Origin of the sequence: Marinobacter santoriniensis NKSG1 (genome assembly GCF_000347775.1) — a bacterium.
Classification (GTDB): domain Bacteria; phylum Pseudomonadota; class Gammaproteobacteria; order Pseudomonadales; family Oleiphilaceae; genus Marinobacter; species Marinobacter santoriniensis.
On sequence record NZ_APAT01000015.1, the window covers coordinates 625,356 to 644,638 of the forward strand.

The following is a 19,283-nucleotide window of genomic DNA, read 5'->3' on the forward strand; positions in this document are numbered from 1 at the left end:
GTCGTCATTTCATGGAAAAGGTCTGGCGCCCGTTTTTTTGGGTTAGGAGCGCCGCCCTGTTACACCGCTTAACGGCGCTCCCCAAACAACCTTTAGAAAAAATTACCAATAATTTGTTAACGATTGTAAAAGCGGCAATTTGCTGCCCTATTCCTGCCGGAATACCGGCACGCGGGATCGTGCCAACCAGAACGACACCGGCTAAAAAACCACTTACCACACTGTTTTCATTGTTTTTTTATTTTTGTGGCACAGGCTTCGCGTTAGCACTGGCAAACGAACAACTTTTTGCCGGTGCTTGTGCCTGATGCTTTTTCCGCCCGAGTACCGCTCAGCTGAGCAGGGAGAAAAACCATGCCACAGATTATCAATACGAACATTGCTTCACTGAATGCACAGCGGAACCTGAACACGTCCCAGAGAGATGCGGATACGACTCTCCAGCGCCTCTCTTCCGGTCTTCGCATCAACTCCGCTAAGGATGACGCAGCCGGCCTGGCCATTTCCGAGCGCTTTACTTCCCAGATCAAGGGGCTGAATCAAGCGATGCGGAACGCCAACGACGGAATCTCTCTGGCTCAGGTGGCAGAAGGTGCACTCGGCGAGTCCGGCAATATTCTGCAACGTATTCGCGAATTGTCCGTGCAGTCAGCCAACGCGACCAACTCGGCATCAGACCGGCAAGCACTTCAGTCTGAGGTAAACCAGCTTAAAGAGGAACTTGAGCGGATCGCGACGACAACCGAATTCAACGGCCTCAATCTTTTGGATGGCACCTTCCAGGCTCAAAAATTCCAAGCTGGTGCCAACGAGAATCAAACGATTGCCGTATCGGTAGATAGCGCTCGAATCAACGATCTTGCGAACAACACACTAACTGCCGGCAACTCGACTCAATACTCCGGGACAGGATCATCAAGCCAAGCTGCAGCCACTGCACCGGCTCAGAATACTATTGGCGAGCAAACCCTCACTGTCTCCAGCTCCCTGGACACCAAGACAGTGCCTGTTGCAGCAGGCGATACAGCTGAAGCAATCGCTGAATCCGTGAACAAGGTTGCCGCAACAACTGGCGTCCAGGCAACTGCCCGAACAGAGGCGACACTGAGCAACTTTACTGGCAGTGTGCCGCAAACTCTGACAATGACCGTTTCGAACGGTGAGACGTCCGCAACCATTGCAGCGCAAGTGAGTGATGCCTCTGACCTCACACCACTCGCCAAAGAAATCAATTCTGCTTCCGGCAAAACCGGTATCACGGCGCAAGTCAACAACGACGGCACAATCACACTCACCCACCCCGATGGGAAAGATATTGTTGTTGAAGACTTCACCGCCACTGCCGGCGACACCATTGATATCCAGGGAAGCGCGGACGCAGCAGGTGAGCCACTCACTAGTGGCGCCGCGGCCAACGACAGTGCCCGCGTCTCCGGTGAACTGACCTTCGACTCTTCTGTCAGTTTTGCACTGGAGTCAACCGCCACTCAAGCCGTCCCGAGCGGCGCTGACACTGGAAGCATCCTGGACGTAGGTGCCAATACCGCGGACGGGAGCACACCAGAAAACGTTGCCAGCATTGATATCAGCACCGTGGATGGGGCTAACAATGCACTGGCGGTTGTCGATGCGGCTCTCGAAAGAATCAGCGGCATCCGTGCCGACCTCGGTGCAGCCCAGAACCGGCTGGAATCCACTATTGCCAACCTGAGCACCACCTCGGAAAACCTGACCGCCGCGCGCTCTCGCATCCAGGATGCGGACTTTGCTGCAGAATCGGCCAACCTGGCTCGAACCCAGGTCCTCCAACAGGCAGGCCTCTCTGTTCTGGCCCAGGCGAACGCCCGTCCCCAGCAGGTTCTTCAGCTGCTGCAAGGCTAATCGCGTCATTAATTCCGGTTGAGGTGTACGATGCAAGCACAATACGAACTCCAGAGTACTCGGGAAGCACAGGCAGAAGTCGCGCGACTGCTTCTTGAGGCGAACCTCGCCTACGGAGAGTCCAATAGCGCGGAGCTGAGCTACGTGCAACGGCTCAAGGCACGCCAGGAATGCCGGGGACTGCTCAAAGCGGCTCTGTCTCTGGAGCCGGCGCATGCAGGCGGCCTTGGACTGCTGGGCCGTATTGAGCTGGACGACGGCCGACCGGATCAGGCCAGGGACCTCTTTCTTGCCAGCCTCGAGGCTGAGCCCGAGCAGGCACAACAGTACAGCAACCTGGGCTACTGGGCCCTGAAAACCGAACGCCCGGCGCTGGCAGAGCAGTATTTCCTCCAGGCACTCGAGCTGGACCGTGGATCAGCAACGGCGTTCTCCGGCGTGGCACATGCCAAACGCCTTCAAGGCCAGTTCGATGTCGCCTATCTGCATTACAGGAAACTCCTGGAGATGGGCATGGCCTGGGATTCAGTCTATGCCGGGATGCTTCATTGCGCTGCGCATCTTAACGTCGATCGCTCCGATCCTTCATTGGCGCAGGATGCCATTAATCTGCTCCGGCGCGACGGTCTACCCCACCAGGACATTGCCCGGTTCGTTGCCGCGATTATTCATCAGCAGTACGACCTGGATAACGCCAACGCGGAGGTATTACTGGATGCTGCTGCCAGCGACGAATTGTTGCTTCTGGCGCTGCAGAAACTGGTGATGCCGGATCCCGCAGTAGAAGAACTGGTTACCATGCTGCGCCGCTCTATCATTTCAGAAGTGGCCCAGACGGTTGCCCTTCGCGACGAGCTGCAGTCGCTGTGCATCGGGATTGCCATCTACAACAACCGCACGGGCTACGCCCTCACGTCTCAAGATGACGAAGAACGTCTGGTCAGCACGATCAATGAGAGCATTTCAGCCCAGTTCGCCGTGCGTGAGGAACAGGATGCGATGATCGGCTCGCTGATGATCAGCGCCATGTACGGTGCCCTATTCCACCAGAGTTTTGCGGCAAACCTTGGCCAGTGGGGCATTCGGGATTGGCCCCTGGCGCTTCAGCCCATGCTGGCTTCTGCCTACTACGACCTGGCGGACGACGAAGCCATCAAACAGAACTTTGCCGAAAAAGCGGACGAACTGTGCCTGGCAAAGAGCGATGTTCCCCAAGCCTGGCCGTCCTGGCCACAACTGGCCCATCAGACCGAAACCAGCCTCAGGGATATCATTACCCAGGATCTGAGACTGGACACCAGCCATTTACCAGATACCGTACGCATCCTCGTCTGCGGCGCACAGTCCGGACAACGGGCAATGGAACTGGCCCGTTACCTGAGCGATGTCGAAATTGTGGCCGTCGACGAGTCCCTGGCCAATATCGCCCGGGCCACCCGGCTTGCCGAACGACTCGGTCTCGATAACATCGTCTTCTGGCCATGGTCGATCGCCCAGCGCTTTGTGGCCGACGGTCACCAGGTGCATTGGGTGGAGGTAGGCCGCCTTCCCTCGGAGAGCATGACCGAATTATCTCTGGCGGCCCTGATCAACGACGCCGCCGCCTCCGGCGCGATCGTTCACCTGCACACCGGAGTGAGCGATCAGACCAGCGCAGACAAGCAGATTCGGCAGCTGATCGAACAACATCAACTGACTCCAACCCGCCCCGCGTTGCGGCAACTGCGCCGGGTGGTTCTGAACCATGCCAACGACGAGGGCATGCCCGAACTGCTTGCAGACTTCGACTTCTACAGTCTCGACGGCTGCCGGGATCGCTGGTTCCGGCCACAGGATACCCGCCAGCTACAGGAAATGCTGGCACTGCTCAGCAACGAGGTAGACTGGAAACTGGTCAAGGCCCGGGATACCGATGGCCACACCCTGGCCACATTGCCAGTGCAGCGGCAGATTCAGGCCGAGGCCCTCGGCAGTGAAGTCCAGAGCCTGATGGGACAGAACCTGAGCGTGTACTTCCAGCGCCGCCGCTAAGGCGGCAGGCACTGCTCTTTACATGTAAGGAATGAGCGACTCACCGTACAGGTGAAGATCTTCGAGAACGTGTCGCTTTTCCGGCGTCAACGCCGGATCAGCGGCCAGTCTCTGAAGTTCAAGGGCGTAGCTCTCAAGCGATCGCCATCCGGATTTCGGGTGCATCAGTCGCTCCGTGCGAAAGGCTTCCCAGCGCTCCATCTCTTCGCCGATCAGGGTGTTCGGGTAATTCCTGGCCCGATACCGGAACAGCAGCTCCTGCAAACGTTCGTCTTCAAAGCGAACGTCCAGCTCTCCCAGAGTTTCCGGAGGCTGCGAGATCACCCAGTTCAGTTTCTCCCGGTCTCCCTTGCTGATAAACCCGCCGGCGTAAAGCTGTTCGTCGGGATCCGTCAGGTCCGAGCCTTCAAAAGACTGGTCAAAGGCCTCAGCAATCCTGGAGGCCACCTCCGGTGCCTGGCGCAGCCTGGCAAGATTGTTCCGCAAGGTATCGCCGTCCAGCTCCAGCTCTGCCAGACGCTCCTTTGAAAGCGTGGACAGCATATTGGCTGGCGCGAGGACCGGGCACTTATTCAGCTGGACGCCCTTGAGCGGGAAACGGCTGACACCTTCCCCTAACTCCGCCTGGGACGTAAACACCCGCTCACGAATCTGTTCCGGCGTAGCACTGATCAGCTCGGAAGGGTCTTCCCGCAGATCGTACACGATGACCATGTTCTTGTTGGTCGGGTGTTCGGCAACCGGCGCCACCAGGGCACAGCAGCCGCGACTGGCCGGGTATTTTGCCGACACGTGGAAGACCGGTTTCATGGTGCCGGTATTGAGCATCTGTCGGGCGGAATGCTTGTGCTTGTGCTCCAGCACAAAGTTGAAGAGTTTCGGGTGCGTATCCTTGATCAGCTTGGCGACGGCAATGGTCGCCGTCACATCCGACATTGCATCGTGGGCGCTCTCATGGGCGATGCCATTGGCCACGGTCAGCTCTTCCAGCCGGAAGCTGGGGGAACCATCTTCCTTCTTCGGCCAGTTGATGCCCTCCGGTCGAAGCGCATAGGTCAGCCGCACCATGTCGATGATATCCCACCGGGAATTCCCGTTCTGCCATTCGCGCGCATAGGGATCACGAAGGTTACGGTAAAGGGTATGGCGGGTGACTTCGTCATCGAATCTCAGGCTGTTGTATCCCACCACGCAGGTACCGGGCTGGCTGAATGCCTCGTTGATCTGCGCAATAAACTCCGCCTCGGGGTAGCCATCTTCAAGCGCCTTTTGCGGGGTGATTCCCGTTATCAGGCAGGCTTCCGGAGAGGGCAGATAATCATCGGTGGGTTTGCAGTAGATCACCAGCGGATCTTCAATGATGTTCAGATCCGCATCGGTACGGACGCCGGCGAATTGAGAGGGTCGATCGTGAATCGGGTCCACGCCGAAGGTTTCGTAATCGTGCCAGTAGAACGAGCGGATCAAAAGGAAGGACTCCTGCCGGTGACTTTCAACACTGGCAGGAGTTTACCACTTAAAACAGTTTAGTCCCCATATCGACCTGGTGCGTCTGCAGGCGGGGAACACCGTTCGGGCCGGCCAGCTGGCTCATGTCGATCTTCGTGCTGCTCGGCAGGTTGATGAAAACACCCTGCCCGGCATTGATGGTGGTGCCGGAACCGCCCGGACTCTGCCAGTTCACCCCTTCCCGCTGAAAGCCAATGAAGAAGTCGTTGGTGAAGCCGGTGGTGCCATCACCGTTATCAGACCCGACGATCAGCGACTGAAGATGACTCAGCGGCGCACAGTTGGTGCTGGTCGAACAGTCCGCCGTGCCGTCGTCGATGCCAATGTGGGTGGCGCGGTAATTTGTGGCTGTGGTGGCTGAATCGAACAGGGTCGCTGCATGCTCGCCGCCCTGCCCGTCAACCAGGGTCACACCGATGTTGCCGCTGAAACTGGAAGTAACGGAAGAGACGGAACCGCGGGCCTGCTTGAATCCCATCCGGAAGCCGGACAGCTTGCCGTCCACCGGATTTTCCGCGAGCTCTATATACGGCTGGACGGCTTCAAAAGGCACTGTGTCCCCGACGGCGTAGGTGTTGCCATCGTATTGAACGGCGGTGCCATCCCGCGAAATATGGCCCAGAGCCACGTCCGTCGCTGAAAAATCGGCGCCACCGTTGATCTGGCCAACCTGTATATCGTCAATGTTGACCCGGGTTTCTACATCCATCCCCAGGGTCATCCGGGTAAACTGGTGATCCACGCCAGGGATATTCTCCACCTGCATGAATCCCTGCCCCGTCACTTCGCCCATGGCCTTGTCGGAGATGGGTTTGAGTTCTGCCTGTGCAAAGGGCGCACCGCCCAGGCAAATTACAGCGAGGGCAGCGCATCCGTACGCGTACTGTCTCATAATCTGTGTCTCTGATTGTTGGTGTTAGAGCCTGTTTCGACGCCCGGCTCTACTGCCGCCCCGGTTTTTCTTGTTGTTCCGGTGGCCACAGGTGGCTTGTCTTTTCTTGGTTATTTGCCACGGAACCACTATATCCGAGTCACTCCGGCCAATAGAGTGCGTTCGTTCACATTCAGACATGAACAAACCGCCATCCTGTAACATTTGTTAACGATTTCTCACCCATGGAATACTGACGCGACTGGAGCCCGCGCTCTCCACATTACAAACCTGTATAGCGCATATACATAAAACCGGAAGATGTTATACTTGTCGGCTGCTGATCACCCTCCAACGGCTGCATCAATGACCACCCGCATACTGATCTGCGACGATTCCTCGCTGGCCCGAAAGCAGATGGCCCGGGCACTGCCTCAGGGGCTCCATAATAGCGTGGAGTTCGCGACCAACGGTCGTGAGGCCCTCGACAAGCTCAGAGACGGCGTGGCGGACCTGATGTTCCTTGATCTGAACATGCCGGAACTGGATGGCTACCAGGTTCTTGAGCACGCCAGGTCAGAAGATCTGCCAGTCCTGACGATTGTGGTTTCCGGCGACATCCAGCCCGAAGCACGAAGCCGGGTGCAAAAACTCGGTGCCATCGACTTCATCAAAAAGCCGACGGATCCGGCGCAGGTGATCGAACTGCTGACCCAGTACGGGCTCTACCGTCCCGGCGAACTGGAAGACACAGCGCTCAGTGATTCATCGCTCACCACCCAGGACATCCGCGTTCCCGATATCTCGGTCTCGCTCAATGACTACCTTCAGGAAATTTCGAATGTCGCCATGGGGCGTTCGTCGGACCTACTGGCGAGGCTACTGGGTGTGTTCGTAAAGCAACCCATTCCCCGGGTAGCATTCATCGCCAACTCAGAACTGCACATGGCCATTTCCGCTGCGCGAGACAGCGATACCTATTCCGCCGTGTGCCAGGGTTTCACGGGTGCCGGTATTGCCGGCGAAGCGCTGCTTCTGTTTGCCGACGCCAGTTTCCGGAACATGGCCGAGATGCTCGACTACGACAACCCGGATGACGATGCGGTGAACGTGGAGGTGCTAATGGACATGTCCAGCATCCTGTTCGGCGCTTTCCTTAAAGGTATCGGCGATCAGCTCGACATCAAACTCGGCCTGTCGCATCCCAGAGTGCTCGGCCAACACCGCCAGATTGCCGACCTTCTGGAACACCATCGGGATCGGGACGAAAAACTCCTGTGCATTGAGATCAGCTACGCCCTGGAAAAGCGGGACATCCAGTGCGACATGCTGGTCCTTCTGACAGAGGCGTCGCTGCCCTTCCTGGAACAACGCCTGCAATACCTGGTGGACTGAAACATGCCCATGAACGACCTCGAAGCAACCTCTTTCCATTGGCTCGTGGACATGCTCGAGTCCATTGAAGTTGGCCTGGTGGTCCTGGATCTGGAGTTCCGGGTGCAGACCTGGAACGGATTTATGGAAAATCACAGCGGCATCACCGCCAGCCAGATCCACAACAAGGTTCTCTTTGACGTCTTCCCCGACATCCCCCAGGCGTGGCTGGCCCGCAAAGTTGACGCCGTGGCCATGCTGAACACGCGAGCCTTTATTTCCTGGGAGCAACGCCCTTACCTGTTCAAATTCCGGAACACTCGTCCGATCACCGGCATTGAGGAGTACATGTTCCAGAGCCTTACCATCAATCCGCTTAATGGCCCCACCGGCGAGGTCGAGAAGGTGTGTTTGATGGTGTACGACGTGACCGACATTGCCACCAGTAAGCGGGCACTGGAACGCGCCAACGAGCAGCTGGAGAAACTCAGCATGACCGACCGGCTGACTGGTCTTCTCAATCGCGGCACCTGGGAAAATCTGGTCGACGCAGAATACGAACGTTTTCGCCGATATGGTCATGCCACGAGCCTGGTGATGTTCGATCTCGACAATTTCAAACTCGTTAACGACACTCACGGCCACCTGTCGGGCGATGATGTTATCCGACACGCAGCCAACGTGACCAAAGACGCCATCCGTCAATCGGACAAGGCTGGGCGTTACGGGGGCGAGGAGTTTGGAATCATCCTTCCTGAAACCGACCAGGAAGGGGCCCGGATTATTTGCGAGCGCATTCGGGAAACGATCGAACAGAGCATCGTAAATACAAATACTGGTGACATCCGATATACAGTCAGTATGGGCGTATCCCAATTGAATTCGGATCCGGAGAACTATATGCAGTGGCTACAAAAAGCCGATGAAGCTTTGTATCGTGCGAAGGAGACGGGGAAAAATCGGGTCGTTATCGGTTAACGACCGGGAAGGATTCAATCCGATCTCCGAGGATCGGATTGAAATACAAATACGGCAGACCAATAATCAGTCCTGCTGCCAGCTCTGGACAGCTTCTTTTCCGTATTTGTCACGCCATTCATTCAGCGTTTTATGATTACCGCCACGGGTTTTTACAACTTCACCGGTGTGCGGGTTCTTGTAGGTTTTCATCGGACGCTTGGGACGGCTACCAGAACCGGCTTCGGCTTTTGAACCGGCGATTGAAGGATCAATGGCCGACAAAATCTGCAGTACATCTTTTGGAGATTTGTCGTATTCCTTCATCAGGTCGCGAACCTTGTTTTCAAAGTCCAGTTCCTTTTTCAGAGACTGGTCTTTTTCGAGTTGCTCCAACTCGGCCGCAAGCTTTTCCATAAGCTGTTTTTTCTGGTAGTAGTCGTTGATCTTTGCCATGGAATTAAAACCTTAATTTCAAAAGAAGGAATTAAATAAAAAACAGTAAAGCAAAACCCGAAACAATAATAATGAACATTTCGAACTAAATCAAAACATATACAGCTCTTTAATATTTCAGTTGAGGCGTAATACATTATTTGAACCGGGTTTCGCCCGATAATCTCCATCACCGTTGCACCAAACGAGATCTGCCATATCGCTGCTTGGAGCATAGCCGGTTTGGGATTCCTTCAATATTTCCACGACATCACGACAATCAAAAGTCTGACTTGCCCGGGTCAGTCGGCTCAACAGCTCCTCCAATTTTTCCCAGGGCAAATAGACTTCCCGGGCTTTCATAATTCTCGGGTGAGATGTGCCCTGCGGATCATCACCAATCAACAACTCTTCATAGAGCTTTTCACCGGGACGAAGCCCCGTGTAAGTGATTTCAATATCGCCATCGGGCCGGTCTTCGGTTTTCTCCGACAAGCCCATGAGGTGAATCATCTTCCTGGCCAGATCCGCAATCTTGACCGGCTCTCCCATGTCCAGAACGAAGACTTCGCCACCGGCGCCCATGCTTCCTGCCTGGAGCACCAGTTGGCTGGCCTCGGGGATGGTCATGAAATAACGGATGATATCCGGATGAGTCACGGTTATGGGGCCGCCATCCCGAATCTGGTCACGGAACAGGGGCACAACAGATCCAGAGGATCCAAGGACATTGCCGAACCGCACCATGGAGAACACCGTCGAACTCTGGCGTTCTGCCAAACCCTGCAGCACCAGCTCCGCCATCCGCTTGCTGGCACCCATCACGTTGGTCGGGCGCACAGCCTTGTCCGTCGAGATGAGAACAAACCGCTCCACGCCCACATCAATCGCAGCTTCTGCCAAATGGTAGGTGCCGAACACATTATTCTGTACGCCCTCAATCACGTTGTGCTCTACCAGTGGCACGTGTTTATAGGCCGCAGCATGGTAGACCGTTTGCACGCCAAAAGTTCGCATGACGGACTCACAGCGGCGCCGATGCACCACACTCCCCAGCAACGGGTGCAGTTCCACACTCAGACTCTCAACCTCGTTGATCCTTTGAAGCTCCCTTTCAATCTTGTAAAGGGAGTATTCACTTCGCTCAAACAGAACGAGAGATTTCGGTTTGTGGCGGAGAATCTGTCGACACAACTCCGAACCGATGGAGCCACCCGCACCAGAGACCATGACGGATTTGCCAAACAGGCTTGATGCGACCACGGCAGCATCCGGGCGAACGGGATCCCGCCCCAGCAGATCCTCGATTTCGAGATCCCGTATATCGTTGATCCGAGCCTGTCCCGCCACCAGTTCCGTAACAGATGGCACGGTCTGAACCGGAATTTCCAAGGCCTCAAGGCGAGACAATAGTTGCTTGCGATCCACGCCGGAATACGGATCCAGGGCCAGGAGAATCCGACGAACACCGTGCTTGGCCATGTGTTTGGCCATCAGATCGATACTCACTACCGGCAAGTCATCGATCATGGTTTTGTGATTGGCCCTATCCATGGTGATAAACACGGCTGGCCGATACTCGGTTCCCTGGCGCAACGCCGATGCCAAGGCCATGCCGGTCTCGCCTGCCCCTACAATCGCGACCGGCTCCTTGTTCCGCTGGTGGGGGTGATTCACAAGCATGCGAATGCCAAGGCGCGTACCACTGACAAACAGAAACGCCAAGGCTCCATAAATAATTGGAACAGACCGCGGGACGGGCACCTGCAGCATGTATCCCAATACAATGAGCGCGAGAGAGGAGGCAAAAACGCCATAAATGATCGTCAGAAGGGCTTTGTCACCCAGGAACCGGATCACTGCCCGGTAAAGCCCGAGGCGGATAAACACCGCAATGGTGAAGACGACCGTGATGGCCGCCACGAGAAGATGGTCCCGCGTCGGAATCCACAGATCCTGCTCCAGACGAAGCGAAAAGGCTGCCCAGATAGCCACAAACAAGACGACCATATCCGAAGAAACGGAAATCAGTCGCTTGTACATCCTTGGCAAATTCAGGAATTTCTCAAACATTCCAAACCCTTTACTGGTGTGATGAGCACGCCCGAGTCATGACGTCCTTCAGGACCCGGCAGGTTTTGTCGACCTCTGCCTGCGTTAGCGTCGGGTGAACCAGAAACATAAGGCTACGATCTCCCAGCTCCTTCGCCACAGGCAGAGGAACCTCCGGCCGCCATCCAGTCCCATCGAATGCCTTTTCCAGATAAACTTCGGAGCAGGAGCCAGAGAAACAAGGAACGCCTTGCTCGACGATCTCCACGAGAATCCGGTCCCTGTCCCAACCGTCAGCAAGCTTGTCGGGCTCGACAAAAACATAGCACTTGTACGCTCCATGCTCGATGCCATTGGGAAGCACCGGCACTCTCAGGCCTGGTAAGGCCCCGGCTGTCTCCCAGATGCGCGCAGCGTTAGCGGCCCGCGCCGCACGCCATTCCGGCATTTTGCGAAGCTGGAGCCGACCGATCACTCCCTGCATCTCTGTCATCCGCCAGTTGGTCCCAAAGCTTTCATGCAACCAGCGAAATCCCGGAGGGTGCTCCCGTTCGTAAACGGCTTCCCAGCTTTTCCCATGATCCTTATAGGACCACATTTTCGACCATAGCGCGCGGTCATTGGTGGTCACCATGCCGCCTTCGCCACCCGTGGTCATGATCTTGTCCTGGCAAAACGACCAGCAACCGACGTCGCCGATTGATCCAACCGACCGCCCATTGTACCGGGCACCGTGAGCCTGTGCGCAATCTTCGACCAGATAAAGCCCATGCTCGTCCGCCAAAGCTCGAAAGCCATCCATATCACAAGGCCAGCCCGCCAGATGAACACACACAATCGCCTTTGTGCGGGGCGTCAGGACCCGACGGACGGTTTCCGGCGTGATGTTCTGGGAATCCGGATCAACATCTGCGAATACGGGTGTTGCACCGGCGGTCACGATGCTCGATACCGACGCCAGGAAGGTGCGTGGTGTAACGATCACCTCATCACCTTCCCCAATACCTAAACCCTTAAACGCCAGATCCAGTGCGACCGTTCCATTGGCCAGGGCAATCGCATAGTCAGAGTCCGCGAAGTCAGCAAACTCCCGCTCGAACTCCCGGGTCTCCTGACCTGTCCAGTAATTGACTTTGTTGGACAGCAGCACATCGCGCACTGCGTCGGCCTCTTCCTCAGTATAGGAGGGCCAGGGAGAAAAAGGACCGTTCAGCATTGAATACCCTATTTATTCTCTAGTTTCAGGGCCTTAAAGACTTAGCTGGACAGCCGGCAACGATAGTCCCTGCTGCCACGTCTTTGGTAACCACAGCCCCCATACCCACTACTGCGCCTTCTCCAATTTCAAGCAATTGCCGAACAGACGCACAGGCACCTAACCAAGCTTTCTTTTGCAGCTTGGCACCGCCAGCTAAGACGGCATTGGGGCTAATGTGAGAAAAATTGCCAACCCAACAATCGTGTTCAATAACAGCCCCCGTGTTAACTATTACCCCTTCACCAATGACAGCACAGGTGTTGACAGCAGCATTAGCAAAAATGACCGTACCGGCACCGATCACAGCGTGAACACTAACCGTCGCAGATGGATGAACAATACTCACGATGTTGATATTCATGTTGGCAAATAGAGCTTGTTTGTTTGCCCGAATGGCATTATTACCGATACCAACCACCAGCCCATCAAACTCGGCTAGATTAGTCATTAATTCTCTTGTATCTCCAAGCACTTTCCATGGCCCATTCGATAGTAAATTGGGCCAAGCATCGTCAAAGAATACAACTTCTTGCCAACCAGAAGCCTCCGCCACATCCGCCACTACTTTACCGTGACCACTAGCACCAAGAATGGCCAGCCTCATCGGTCTTTATTCCCGGTAAATTTCGACATTGTTGCCTCCCCCTCACCGCTAATTCCATCTCGGGCCAAAACTTTCTTCAAAGTGAGATACAGAATCTTGAGGTCCAACGCAAAAGACTGATTATCCACGTACCAAACATCGAGTTTAAATTTGTCTTCCCAGGAAATGGCATTCCGCCCATTTACCTGTGCCCAACCGCTGACACCAGGACGTACTTCATGCCGTCTGAACTGCTCTTTTGAATACAGCGGCAGATACTCTAACAAAAGCGGCCGAGGCCCAACCAAACTCATATCGCCCTTGAGCACGTTCCACAATTCCGGCAGCTCATCAAGACTGGTGGTGCGCAGAAAACTGCCAAACTGGGTCATGCGTTCTTCATCTGGTAGCGGGCTTCCTTTACTGTCGGTGGCATCCCGCATAGTACGAAACTTCACCATATCAAAAGGCTCCCCTCCCAATCCTGGGCGCACCTGCCGGAAAAACACCGGAGAACCGAGGTTCCAGCGAATCAAAAAGGCTACAACAAGCAACACTGGGGCAAGCAACAGCAGCGCCAGAGACGAGAGCACCACATCAAAAACACGTTTGATCACGAAATACCCATCTCGACTAACATCAGTTCGTTCACTAGTTGGACATCATACTTCCACTCAGCAACCTTGCGAGAACGTCGTCCCATAATTGTGACCAAATCAGGCGAGTCCAAGAATTGCACCATAGCATCTGCAAGGGCATCCACCCCCTGCACTGGCACAAGAAAACCATTGTAGCCATTTTGCACTGTCTCCCGGCATCCCGGCGCGTCAGTGGTAATAATCGGACGTCCCATGGCCATCGCTTCCAATACAGTTCGAGGAGTTCCCTCACGATAGGACGGCAACACATATACGGTACTGTCAGCAATGGCTGGGCGAACATCTGACAGCTTTCCCAAAAATTCAATGACGCCCGAACTCACCCATTCATCTAGCTCGCTTTGGCCTATGGCATCGGGATTTCCGTCTATCCAGCCCACCAATCGGAAACTCACTTCAGGGTATTTCACTTTTACGAGACTAGCTGCTTGAGCATATTCACGAACGCCCTTATCGCCCAACAGACGAGCAATCAGTAGGAACGAAGGCTTATCTGGCAAAGGCGCTAATGAATATTCTGCGATATTCACGCCGGAGCCATTTACTACACAGGAGGAAATATTCGCCGGCATCAAATCCATTTCCATGAATAAGGCTTCATCGTCCGGGTTCTGGAAAAAAACTTTGCACGCTTTAGACAGACCGAACCGATACAATCCTTGAACAAGCTTACGCACCAGCCGACGCCTTCCGGATGCCTCACCGGTAAAGGCATAGCCTAGCCCTGTAATCAGTGCAAACCGGTTCGGCACACCCGCGAGCCACGCGGCCATTGATCCATAAATTACCGGTTTGATGGTGTATCCCAATACATAATCCGGTCGTATCGCCCGCACTAATCTCCATAAGTCAAATACTGCACCGATGTCCGAAATCGGGTTCATGCCTGTGCGATTCAGACGGATCTCGTGAGGGACTACACCTATCGCCTCTAGCTCCTCACACACATCCTGAGCGCCCGATAGACCTGGCGCTGCAACGTGAACATTTAAATTCCGCGCCACCAATGCTCTGAGCAATGCGCCCCGAAACCTAATCAGGGAATCTGGAAAACTTGCAATCAGAAGAAACGTGTTCAAAGCCGCAAATCCGCGTCACCAAGAGGCAAAACGCCCTTCAAATCGTAAATCACCCCGCCGTCGTCGAGGTAGCTTCTGAGATCACTCACCGCCATCGCCGCGTACTCTCGGTGAGGAACCGCCATAATCAAGCCTTTATATGCAGCCATTTCAGGCCTATCCACAAGACTTATTCCATATTCTTGCTCGGCCTCGCCGCTGTTTGCCCAGCAATCGGTTACGTCCACCGTACAGCCGAACTCTCGCAACTCTTTGATCAAATCGATCACCCTGGTATTTCGCAAATCTGGACAGTTTTCCTTGAAGGTAAAACCCATCACCAAAACCCGGGCCTTGGCAATAGTATGGCCAGCTTTTATCATGGCCTTCACCAGTTCCGAAGCTACGTACGAGCCCATCTGGTCGTTAACCCGACGTCCTGCCAAAATAATTTCTGGGTGGTATCCAATAGCCTGAGCCTTGTGGGTGAGATAATAAGGATCTACTCCAATGCAGTGACCGCCCACCAGTCCGGGCTTGAACGGCAAAAAGTTCCACTTGGTGCCAGCGGCCGCTAAGACCTCGTTCGTATCAATACCTAGGCGTGAAAAAATCATTGCCAATTCGTTTATCAAAGCAATATTCAGATCCCGCTGCGTGTTCTCAATCACCTTGGCAGCTTCCGCAACTTTGATGGAGCTTGCTTTGTGAGTGCCGGCGGTAATGACATCCGCATACAATGCATCTATTTGTTCAGCAATGTCGGATGTAGAACCAGACGTTACCTTTTTAATAGACGTTATCCGGTGATCCTTGTCTCCGGGATTGATTCGTTCTGGACTGTAACCGGCATAGAAATCCTGATTAAACGTGAGACCAGAAACGTCTTCCAATACGGGGACACAAACTTCTTCAGTCGCTCCGGGGTAAACAGTAGACTCGTAAATTACGATATCGCCAGCCTTCAACACTTTACCCACGCTTTCACTGGCCTTGATCAAGGGGTTTAGATCCGGAGTTTTGAACTGATCAATCGGCGTTGGAACGGTCACGATGAATACTGAACAGTCTGCAATATCGTCAAGGGAATCAGTAAATTTCAGATAAGCGGCACCGTTCAGTTCCTCGCTCGGCACCTCTCGAGTCAGGTCAACCCCCTGCATCAGCTCCGCTATTCGCTTGGCACTGATGTCGAAGCCGACAACCGGACGTTTTTCACCAAAAGCGACGGCCAGCGGGAGACCAACATATCCAAGTCCGATTACAGCAATTTTCTTCATACTTGAGCCCATCAATTCTCCAAATACCATGGCATCGCCTTAGAGATCCCTTTTTGAATCCAATACTCTGGCCGATACCCAAGTTTGCTGGCAGCCTTCCCAATATCCGCCTGAGAGTGCCGAACATCCCCCGGTCGAAAATCACGGTAGACCGGAGGTTTTTCATACGTTACGCCGTTATCTGCCAGTGCTCTTGTTAGAGCGCTAAAAAGATCATTTAGCGTCGTTCGGTCACCCACCGCCACATTGTAAACCTCGTTTTTGGCAGAATCCTCCGCCGTGGCTGCAAGCAGATTAGCCTGCACAGCGTTCTCTACAAAACAGAAATCCCGACTGGTCTCGCCATCACCATTAATAAACACGTCCTCTCCGCGCACCATCGCAGCCGTCCATTTCGGGATAACAGCCGCATAAGCACCGTTCGGGTCCTGACGCTTGCCAAAGACATTAAAATATCTCAACCCAATTGCCTTGAAGTTGTAAGTTTTAGCAAACACGTCCGCGTAAAGCTCGTTTACATATTTGGTAACTGCATAGGGCGATAGAGGCTTGCCGATATTTTCTTCGACCTTTGGTAACGCCGGATGATCCCCATAGGTAGAGCTGCTAGCGGCATAAGTGAAGCTCTTTACACCAGCATCCCTAGCAGCAACCAACATGTTGAGGAATCCAGTAATGTTAGCAGCGTTGGTACTGACCGGGTCTTTTATAGAGCGTGGCACCGACCCTAGTGCAGCCTGGTGCAACACGTAGTCCACTCCGTCACAAGCTTTGGCACAATCTTCCGAATTCCGGATATCACCTTCGATAAAGGTGAAATTATCCCATTGCTCGGAAGATACTAAAGATTGGACTTCGTCCAAATTGCGTTGATAGCCTGTGATGAAGTTATCAAGACCAATCACTCTTTGATTCAGTGTCAACAGTTGCTCAAGAAGGTTCGAGCCTATGAACCCAGCGACACCGGTAATAAGAAAAATTTTCGGATTGTTCTTAAGGTTTTCCTGTAGATTCTTATAGACAGTCATTTCACCTAACCAATAAGATTGGAAAATTCTTGGATATAATTATTTGGAGAAAAATAAGTGGCAGCCGTTTCTATGGCTTTCTGCCTCATAATTCTATTGTGAGATAAATCAACGCTTCTATTAATGACCTTAACAAGACTTTCAACGTTTGAATCTGGACAGATCAATCCATTTACTCCATCACGCAAATAGTATTGCAAATCGCTTGATATATTTGCAATCACAGGCGTTCCCACAGCCATACTTTCCACGAACTTAGTGGGAAAGCCTGCTTGAACACTTCTAATATTTGGTCGAATAAGAATCGAATAGTCTGAAGCTCTTACAAGGTCAACCGTCTGTTTATGGCTCAATATCCCATGACACATAATCGCTTTATCGATAGTCGCCTGACTGTAACCACTCACAGTAATGTAGTCGACGATTTTACTCTTTGGAACGCCAGCTATATGCAACTCGATATTTTGACCTTCGGAACGCACACGCAATACAGCCGATATAATGGATGATAGAGAATCTTTCTTACCCGGTGTACCTGCATAAACGAACCTTGTAGATTCACGAACCTCAATCGACGTATCTTGACCTTCTAATCCCAGACTCGCTGTTGGAGGAACTTTAATTATATTCTTCACATGCGGCATATAGTATTTTTTTAAATAATCACTTATAACAATCAGCCCATCACATTTTTTTATAAGAAATCTCATCGCCAGTTCAATATTAAGGAAGTATGGCGACATAATTCTAGATATGAGACTTGGGGGATCGTACCACTCCACTACATCAAAAATTAGCTTAACATTATTTTTGCGTGCCCAAGGCAACAAACGAAGCAAATACGGAGAGTATCCACTATAAAGAATAACAGCGTCAGGTTTCTCCTGAAGGGATTCTAGCCATTGGATCGTACTCGAACCGGCCGAAAAATACATAAAATGCTTTAATAGTGTCGGCAAATGTTCGTAGCGTCGCTCATTGAGCGAGACTACCGGAATGCCGTTGTACTCTCGTTTTTGAGAATCGGCGAGCTGTCCTGAACTAACAATAACATCATAACCCGCCCGCTGCAGAGAAAGACAATTACCATAAATCCGTCTTGCTGCCGCCCCTCCATCGGGAAAATTATAGGGCCCAACATAGGCCACGATCTTCCTTCGCTTAGTCATACTGCTTCCACACGGTTTGCATTACATAATCCCGATAACTGTGGATAATGCGGACCACCTTCTCGGCAACATTCGGCATGCTGTAGTCCTCCACAAGCCGCATGGAACGCTCTTCTCCCCTGCCCTGATGTTCAAGAATGGCCAACCCTTGCAAGACCCGTTCTTTACTCAGGCCTACCATCATCGCAGCAGTTTCTTCCATCCCCTCAGGCCTCTCATGAGCTTCCCGAATATTCAGTGCCGGGAAATTGAGAATCGACGCTTCCTCATTGATCGTGCCGCTATCAGATAACACGGCCTTGGCACTTAACTGAAGCTTGTTGTAGTCCTTGAACCCGAGCGGCTTGAGCAGGCGTACATTGCTATGGAATTTCACACCCAGGGCATCCACCCGCTTTTGAGTGCGTGGGTGAGTGGACACAATCACGGGATATCCGTACTGCTCTGCAACGGAGTTGAGAGTCTCCACCAGACCACGGAAATTCCTCTCAGAATCCACATTTTCCTCGCGATGAGCACTCACTACAAAGAACCCGTGTTCTTTTAGCCCTAAACGTTCCAGAACATCCGAGGCGTCTATTCCGTCGCGGAAGTGGTTCAGTACTTCGTACATGGGGCTGCCAGTTTTGATCACACGGTCAGGAAGCAAGCCCTCCCTTAACAGATAATCCCGGGCAATTGTGCTGTAGGTCAGATTGATATCGGCGGTATGGTCAACGATGCGGCGATTAATCTCCTCCGGCACCCTCATATCGAAACAGCGGTTTCCAGCCTCCATATGAAAGGTCGGGATTTTCCGACGTTTGGCAGGAATAACGGCCATGCAACTGTTGGTGTCGCCCAACACCAGCAAGGCATCTGGCTGGACTTCAGCCAGCACTTTATCAACTGCGATAATCACGTTACCAATGGTTTCCGCACCGCTGGCACCGGCCGCACTCAGGAAATGGTCGGGTTTACGTATCTTCAGGTCCTGGAAAAAGATTTCATTCAACTCAAAGTCGTAGTTCTGCCCCGTGTGAACGAGAATGTGTTCGCAGTAATCGTCCAGTTTGGCCATTACGCGAGACAGTCGAATGATCTCCGGACGGGTGCCGACCACGGTCATCACTTTCAATTTTTTCATGGTATTTCCAGG

Annotated in this window: 17 protein-coding genes; 5 read left to right on the plus strand and 12 right to left on the minus strand. The window is 53.3% G+C overall.

Annotated elements, in window-relative coordinates:
• Nucleotides 1-11 precede the first annotated feature (11 nt).
• Genes MSNKSG1_RS19120 through MSNKSG1_RS08660 form a run of 3 tightly spaced genes read left to right on the plus strand, consistent with a single transcriptional unit; the run spans nucleotide 12 to nucleotide 3,912 of the window.
• A complete protein-coding gene (locus MSNKSG1_RS19120) occupies nucleotides 12-308 on the plus strand; it encodes a hypothetical protein (protein WP_152638746.1) in 297 nt (98 codons plus the stop codon).
• 46 nt (nucleotides 309-354) lie between these two features.
• Nucleotides 355-1,881, plus strand: a complete 1,527-nt coding sequence (locus tag MSNKSG1_RS08655; RefSeq protein WP_008938870.1) for a flagellin N-terminal helical domain-containing protein — start codon at nucleotides 355-357, stop codon at nucleotides 1,879-1,881.
• Nucleotides 1,882-1,911: 30 nt separating this feature from the next.
• Complete coding sequence (locus MSNKSG1_RS08660) at nucleotides 1,912-3,912, plus strand: tetratricopeptide repeat protein (protein WP_008938871.1); 2,001 nt, start codon at nucleotides 1,912-1,914, stop codon at nucleotides 3,910-3,912.
• An 18-nt stretch (nucleotides 3,913-3,930) separates the two neighbouring features.
• On the opposite strand, the gene sbcB is transcribed toward MSNKSG1_RS08660, so the two are convergent.
• Both sbcB and MSNKSG1_RS08670 read right to left on the minus strand, forming a co-directional pair.
• Nucleotides 3,931-5,379 carry an exodeoxyribonuclease I gene (gene sbcB, locus MSNKSG1_RS08665; RefSeq protein ID WP_008938872.1) on the minus strand — a complete coding sequence of 483 codons (1,449 nt, stop codon included), beginning with the start codon at nucleotides 5,377-5,379 and terminating at the stop codon, nucleotides 3,931-3,933.
• A gap of 49 nt (nucleotides 5,380-5,428) precedes the next feature.
• A complete protein-coding gene (locus MSNKSG1_RS08670; protein WP_008938873.1) occupies nucleotides 5,429-6,313 on the minus strand; it encodes a hypothetical protein in 885 nt (294 codons plus the stop codon).
• Nucleotides 6,314-6,658: 345 nt separating this feature from the next.
• Here MSNKSG1_RS08670 and MSNKSG1_RS08675 point away from each other — a divergent pair, with 345 nt between their 5' ends.
• Together MSNKSG1_RS08675 and MSNKSG1_RS08680 are read left to right on the plus strand one after the other, a co-directional pair.
• Entirely contained in the window at nucleotides 6,659-7,687 is a 1,029-nt protein-coding gene (locus MSNKSG1_RS08675) for a response regulator (RefSeq protein ID WP_008938874.1), read from the plus strand.
• Nucleotides 7,688-7,690: 3 nt separating this feature from the next.
• Nucleotides 7,691-8,644, plus strand: a complete 954-nt coding sequence (locus MSNKSG1_RS08680) for a GGDEF domain-containing protein (RefSeq protein ID WP_040886729.1) — start codon at nucleotides 7,691-7,693, stop codon at nucleotides 8,642-8,644.
• Nucleotides 8,645-8,710: 66 nt separating this feature from the next.
• Here the strand turns inward: MSNKSG1_RS08680 and MSNKSG1_RS08685 are convergent, their stop codons facing one another.
• The 10 genes from MSNKSG1_RS08685 to wecB form a co-directional block, all read right to left on the minus strand.
• On the minus strand, nucleotides 8,711-9,079 hold the full coding sequence (locus MSNKSG1_RS08685) for a histone-like nucleoid-structuring protein, MvaT/MvaU family (RefSeq protein ID WP_008938876.1): 369 nt from the start codon (nucleotides 9,077-9,079) through the stop codon (nucleotides 8,711-8,713).
• 117 nt (nucleotides 9,080-9,196) lie between these two features.
• Nucleotides 9,197-11,131, minus strand: coding sequence for a polysaccharide biosynthesis protein (locus MSNKSG1_RS08690; protein WP_008938877.1), 1,935 nt, complete (start codon nucleotides 11,129-11,131; stop codon nucleotides 9,197-9,199).
• A gap of 10 nt (nucleotides 11,132-11,141) precedes the next feature.
• Nucleotides 11,142-12,326: a DegT/DnrJ/EryC1/StrS family aminotransferase gene (locus MSNKSG1_RS08695; RefSeq protein WP_008938878.1), complete on the minus strand. Its 1,185-nt coding sequence runs from the start codon at nucleotides 12,324-12,326 to the stop codon at nucleotides 11,142-11,144.
• A 25-nt stretch (nucleotides 12,327-12,351) separates the two neighbouring features.
• Nucleotides 12,352-12,972: an acetyltransferase gene (locus tag MSNKSG1_RS08700; RefSeq protein ID WP_008938879.1), complete on the minus strand. Its 621-nt coding sequence runs from the start codon at nucleotides 12,970-12,972 to the stop codon at nucleotides 12,352-12,354.
• The gene (locus MSNKSG1_RS08705; protein WP_008938880.1) at nucleotides 12,969-13,568 is read right to left on the minus strand and encodes a sugar transferase; all 600 of its coding nucleotides are present in this window, start codon (nucleotides 13,566-13,568) and stop codon (nucleotides 12,969-12,971) included. Before MSNKSG1_RS08705 ends, MSNKSG1_RS08700 begins: the two co-directional genes overlap by 4 nt.
• Nucleotides 13,565-14,689: a glycosyltransferase family 4 protein gene (locus MSNKSG1_RS08710; protein ID WP_008938881.1), complete on the minus strand. Its 1,125-nt coding sequence runs from the start codon at nucleotides 14,687-14,689 to the stop codon at nucleotides 13,565-13,567. The genes MSNKSG1_RS08705 and MSNKSG1_RS08710 overlap by 4 nt, the downstream gene beginning before the upstream one ends.
• A complete protein-coding gene (gene tviB, locus MSNKSG1_RS08715; protein WP_040886823.1) occupies nucleotides 14,686-15,948 on the minus strand; it encodes a Vi polysaccharide biosynthesis UDP-N-acetylglucosamine C-6 dehydrogenase TviB in 1,263 nt (420 codons plus the stop codon). The genes MSNKSG1_RS08710 and tviB overlap by 4 nt, the downstream gene beginning before the upstream one ends.
• Before the next feature lie 11 nt (nucleotides 15,949-15,959).
• The gene (locus MSNKSG1_RS08720; RefSeq protein ID WP_008938883.1) at nucleotides 15,960-16,976 is read right to left on the minus strand and encodes an NAD-dependent epimerase/dehydratase family protein; all 1,017 of its coding nucleotides are present in this window, start codon (nucleotides 16,974-16,976) and stop codon (nucleotides 15,960-15,962) included.
• A 5-nt stretch (nucleotides 16,977-16,981) separates the two neighbouring features.
• Nucleotides 16,982-18,145, minus strand: a complete 1,164-nt coding sequence (locus MSNKSG1_RS18910) for a glycosyltransferase (RefSeq protein WP_008938884.1) — start codon at nucleotides 18,143-18,145, stop codon at nucleotides 16,982-16,984.
• A complete protein-coding gene (wecB, locus tag MSNKSG1_RS08725; RefSeq protein WP_008938885.1) occupies nucleotides 18,138-19,271 on the minus strand; it encodes a non-hydrolyzing UDP-N-acetylglucosamine 2-epimerase in 1,134 nt (377 codons plus the stop codon). The genes MSNKSG1_RS18910 and wecB overlap by 8 nt, the downstream gene beginning before the upstream one ends.
• Nucleotides 19,272-19,283: the final 12 nt, after the last annotated feature.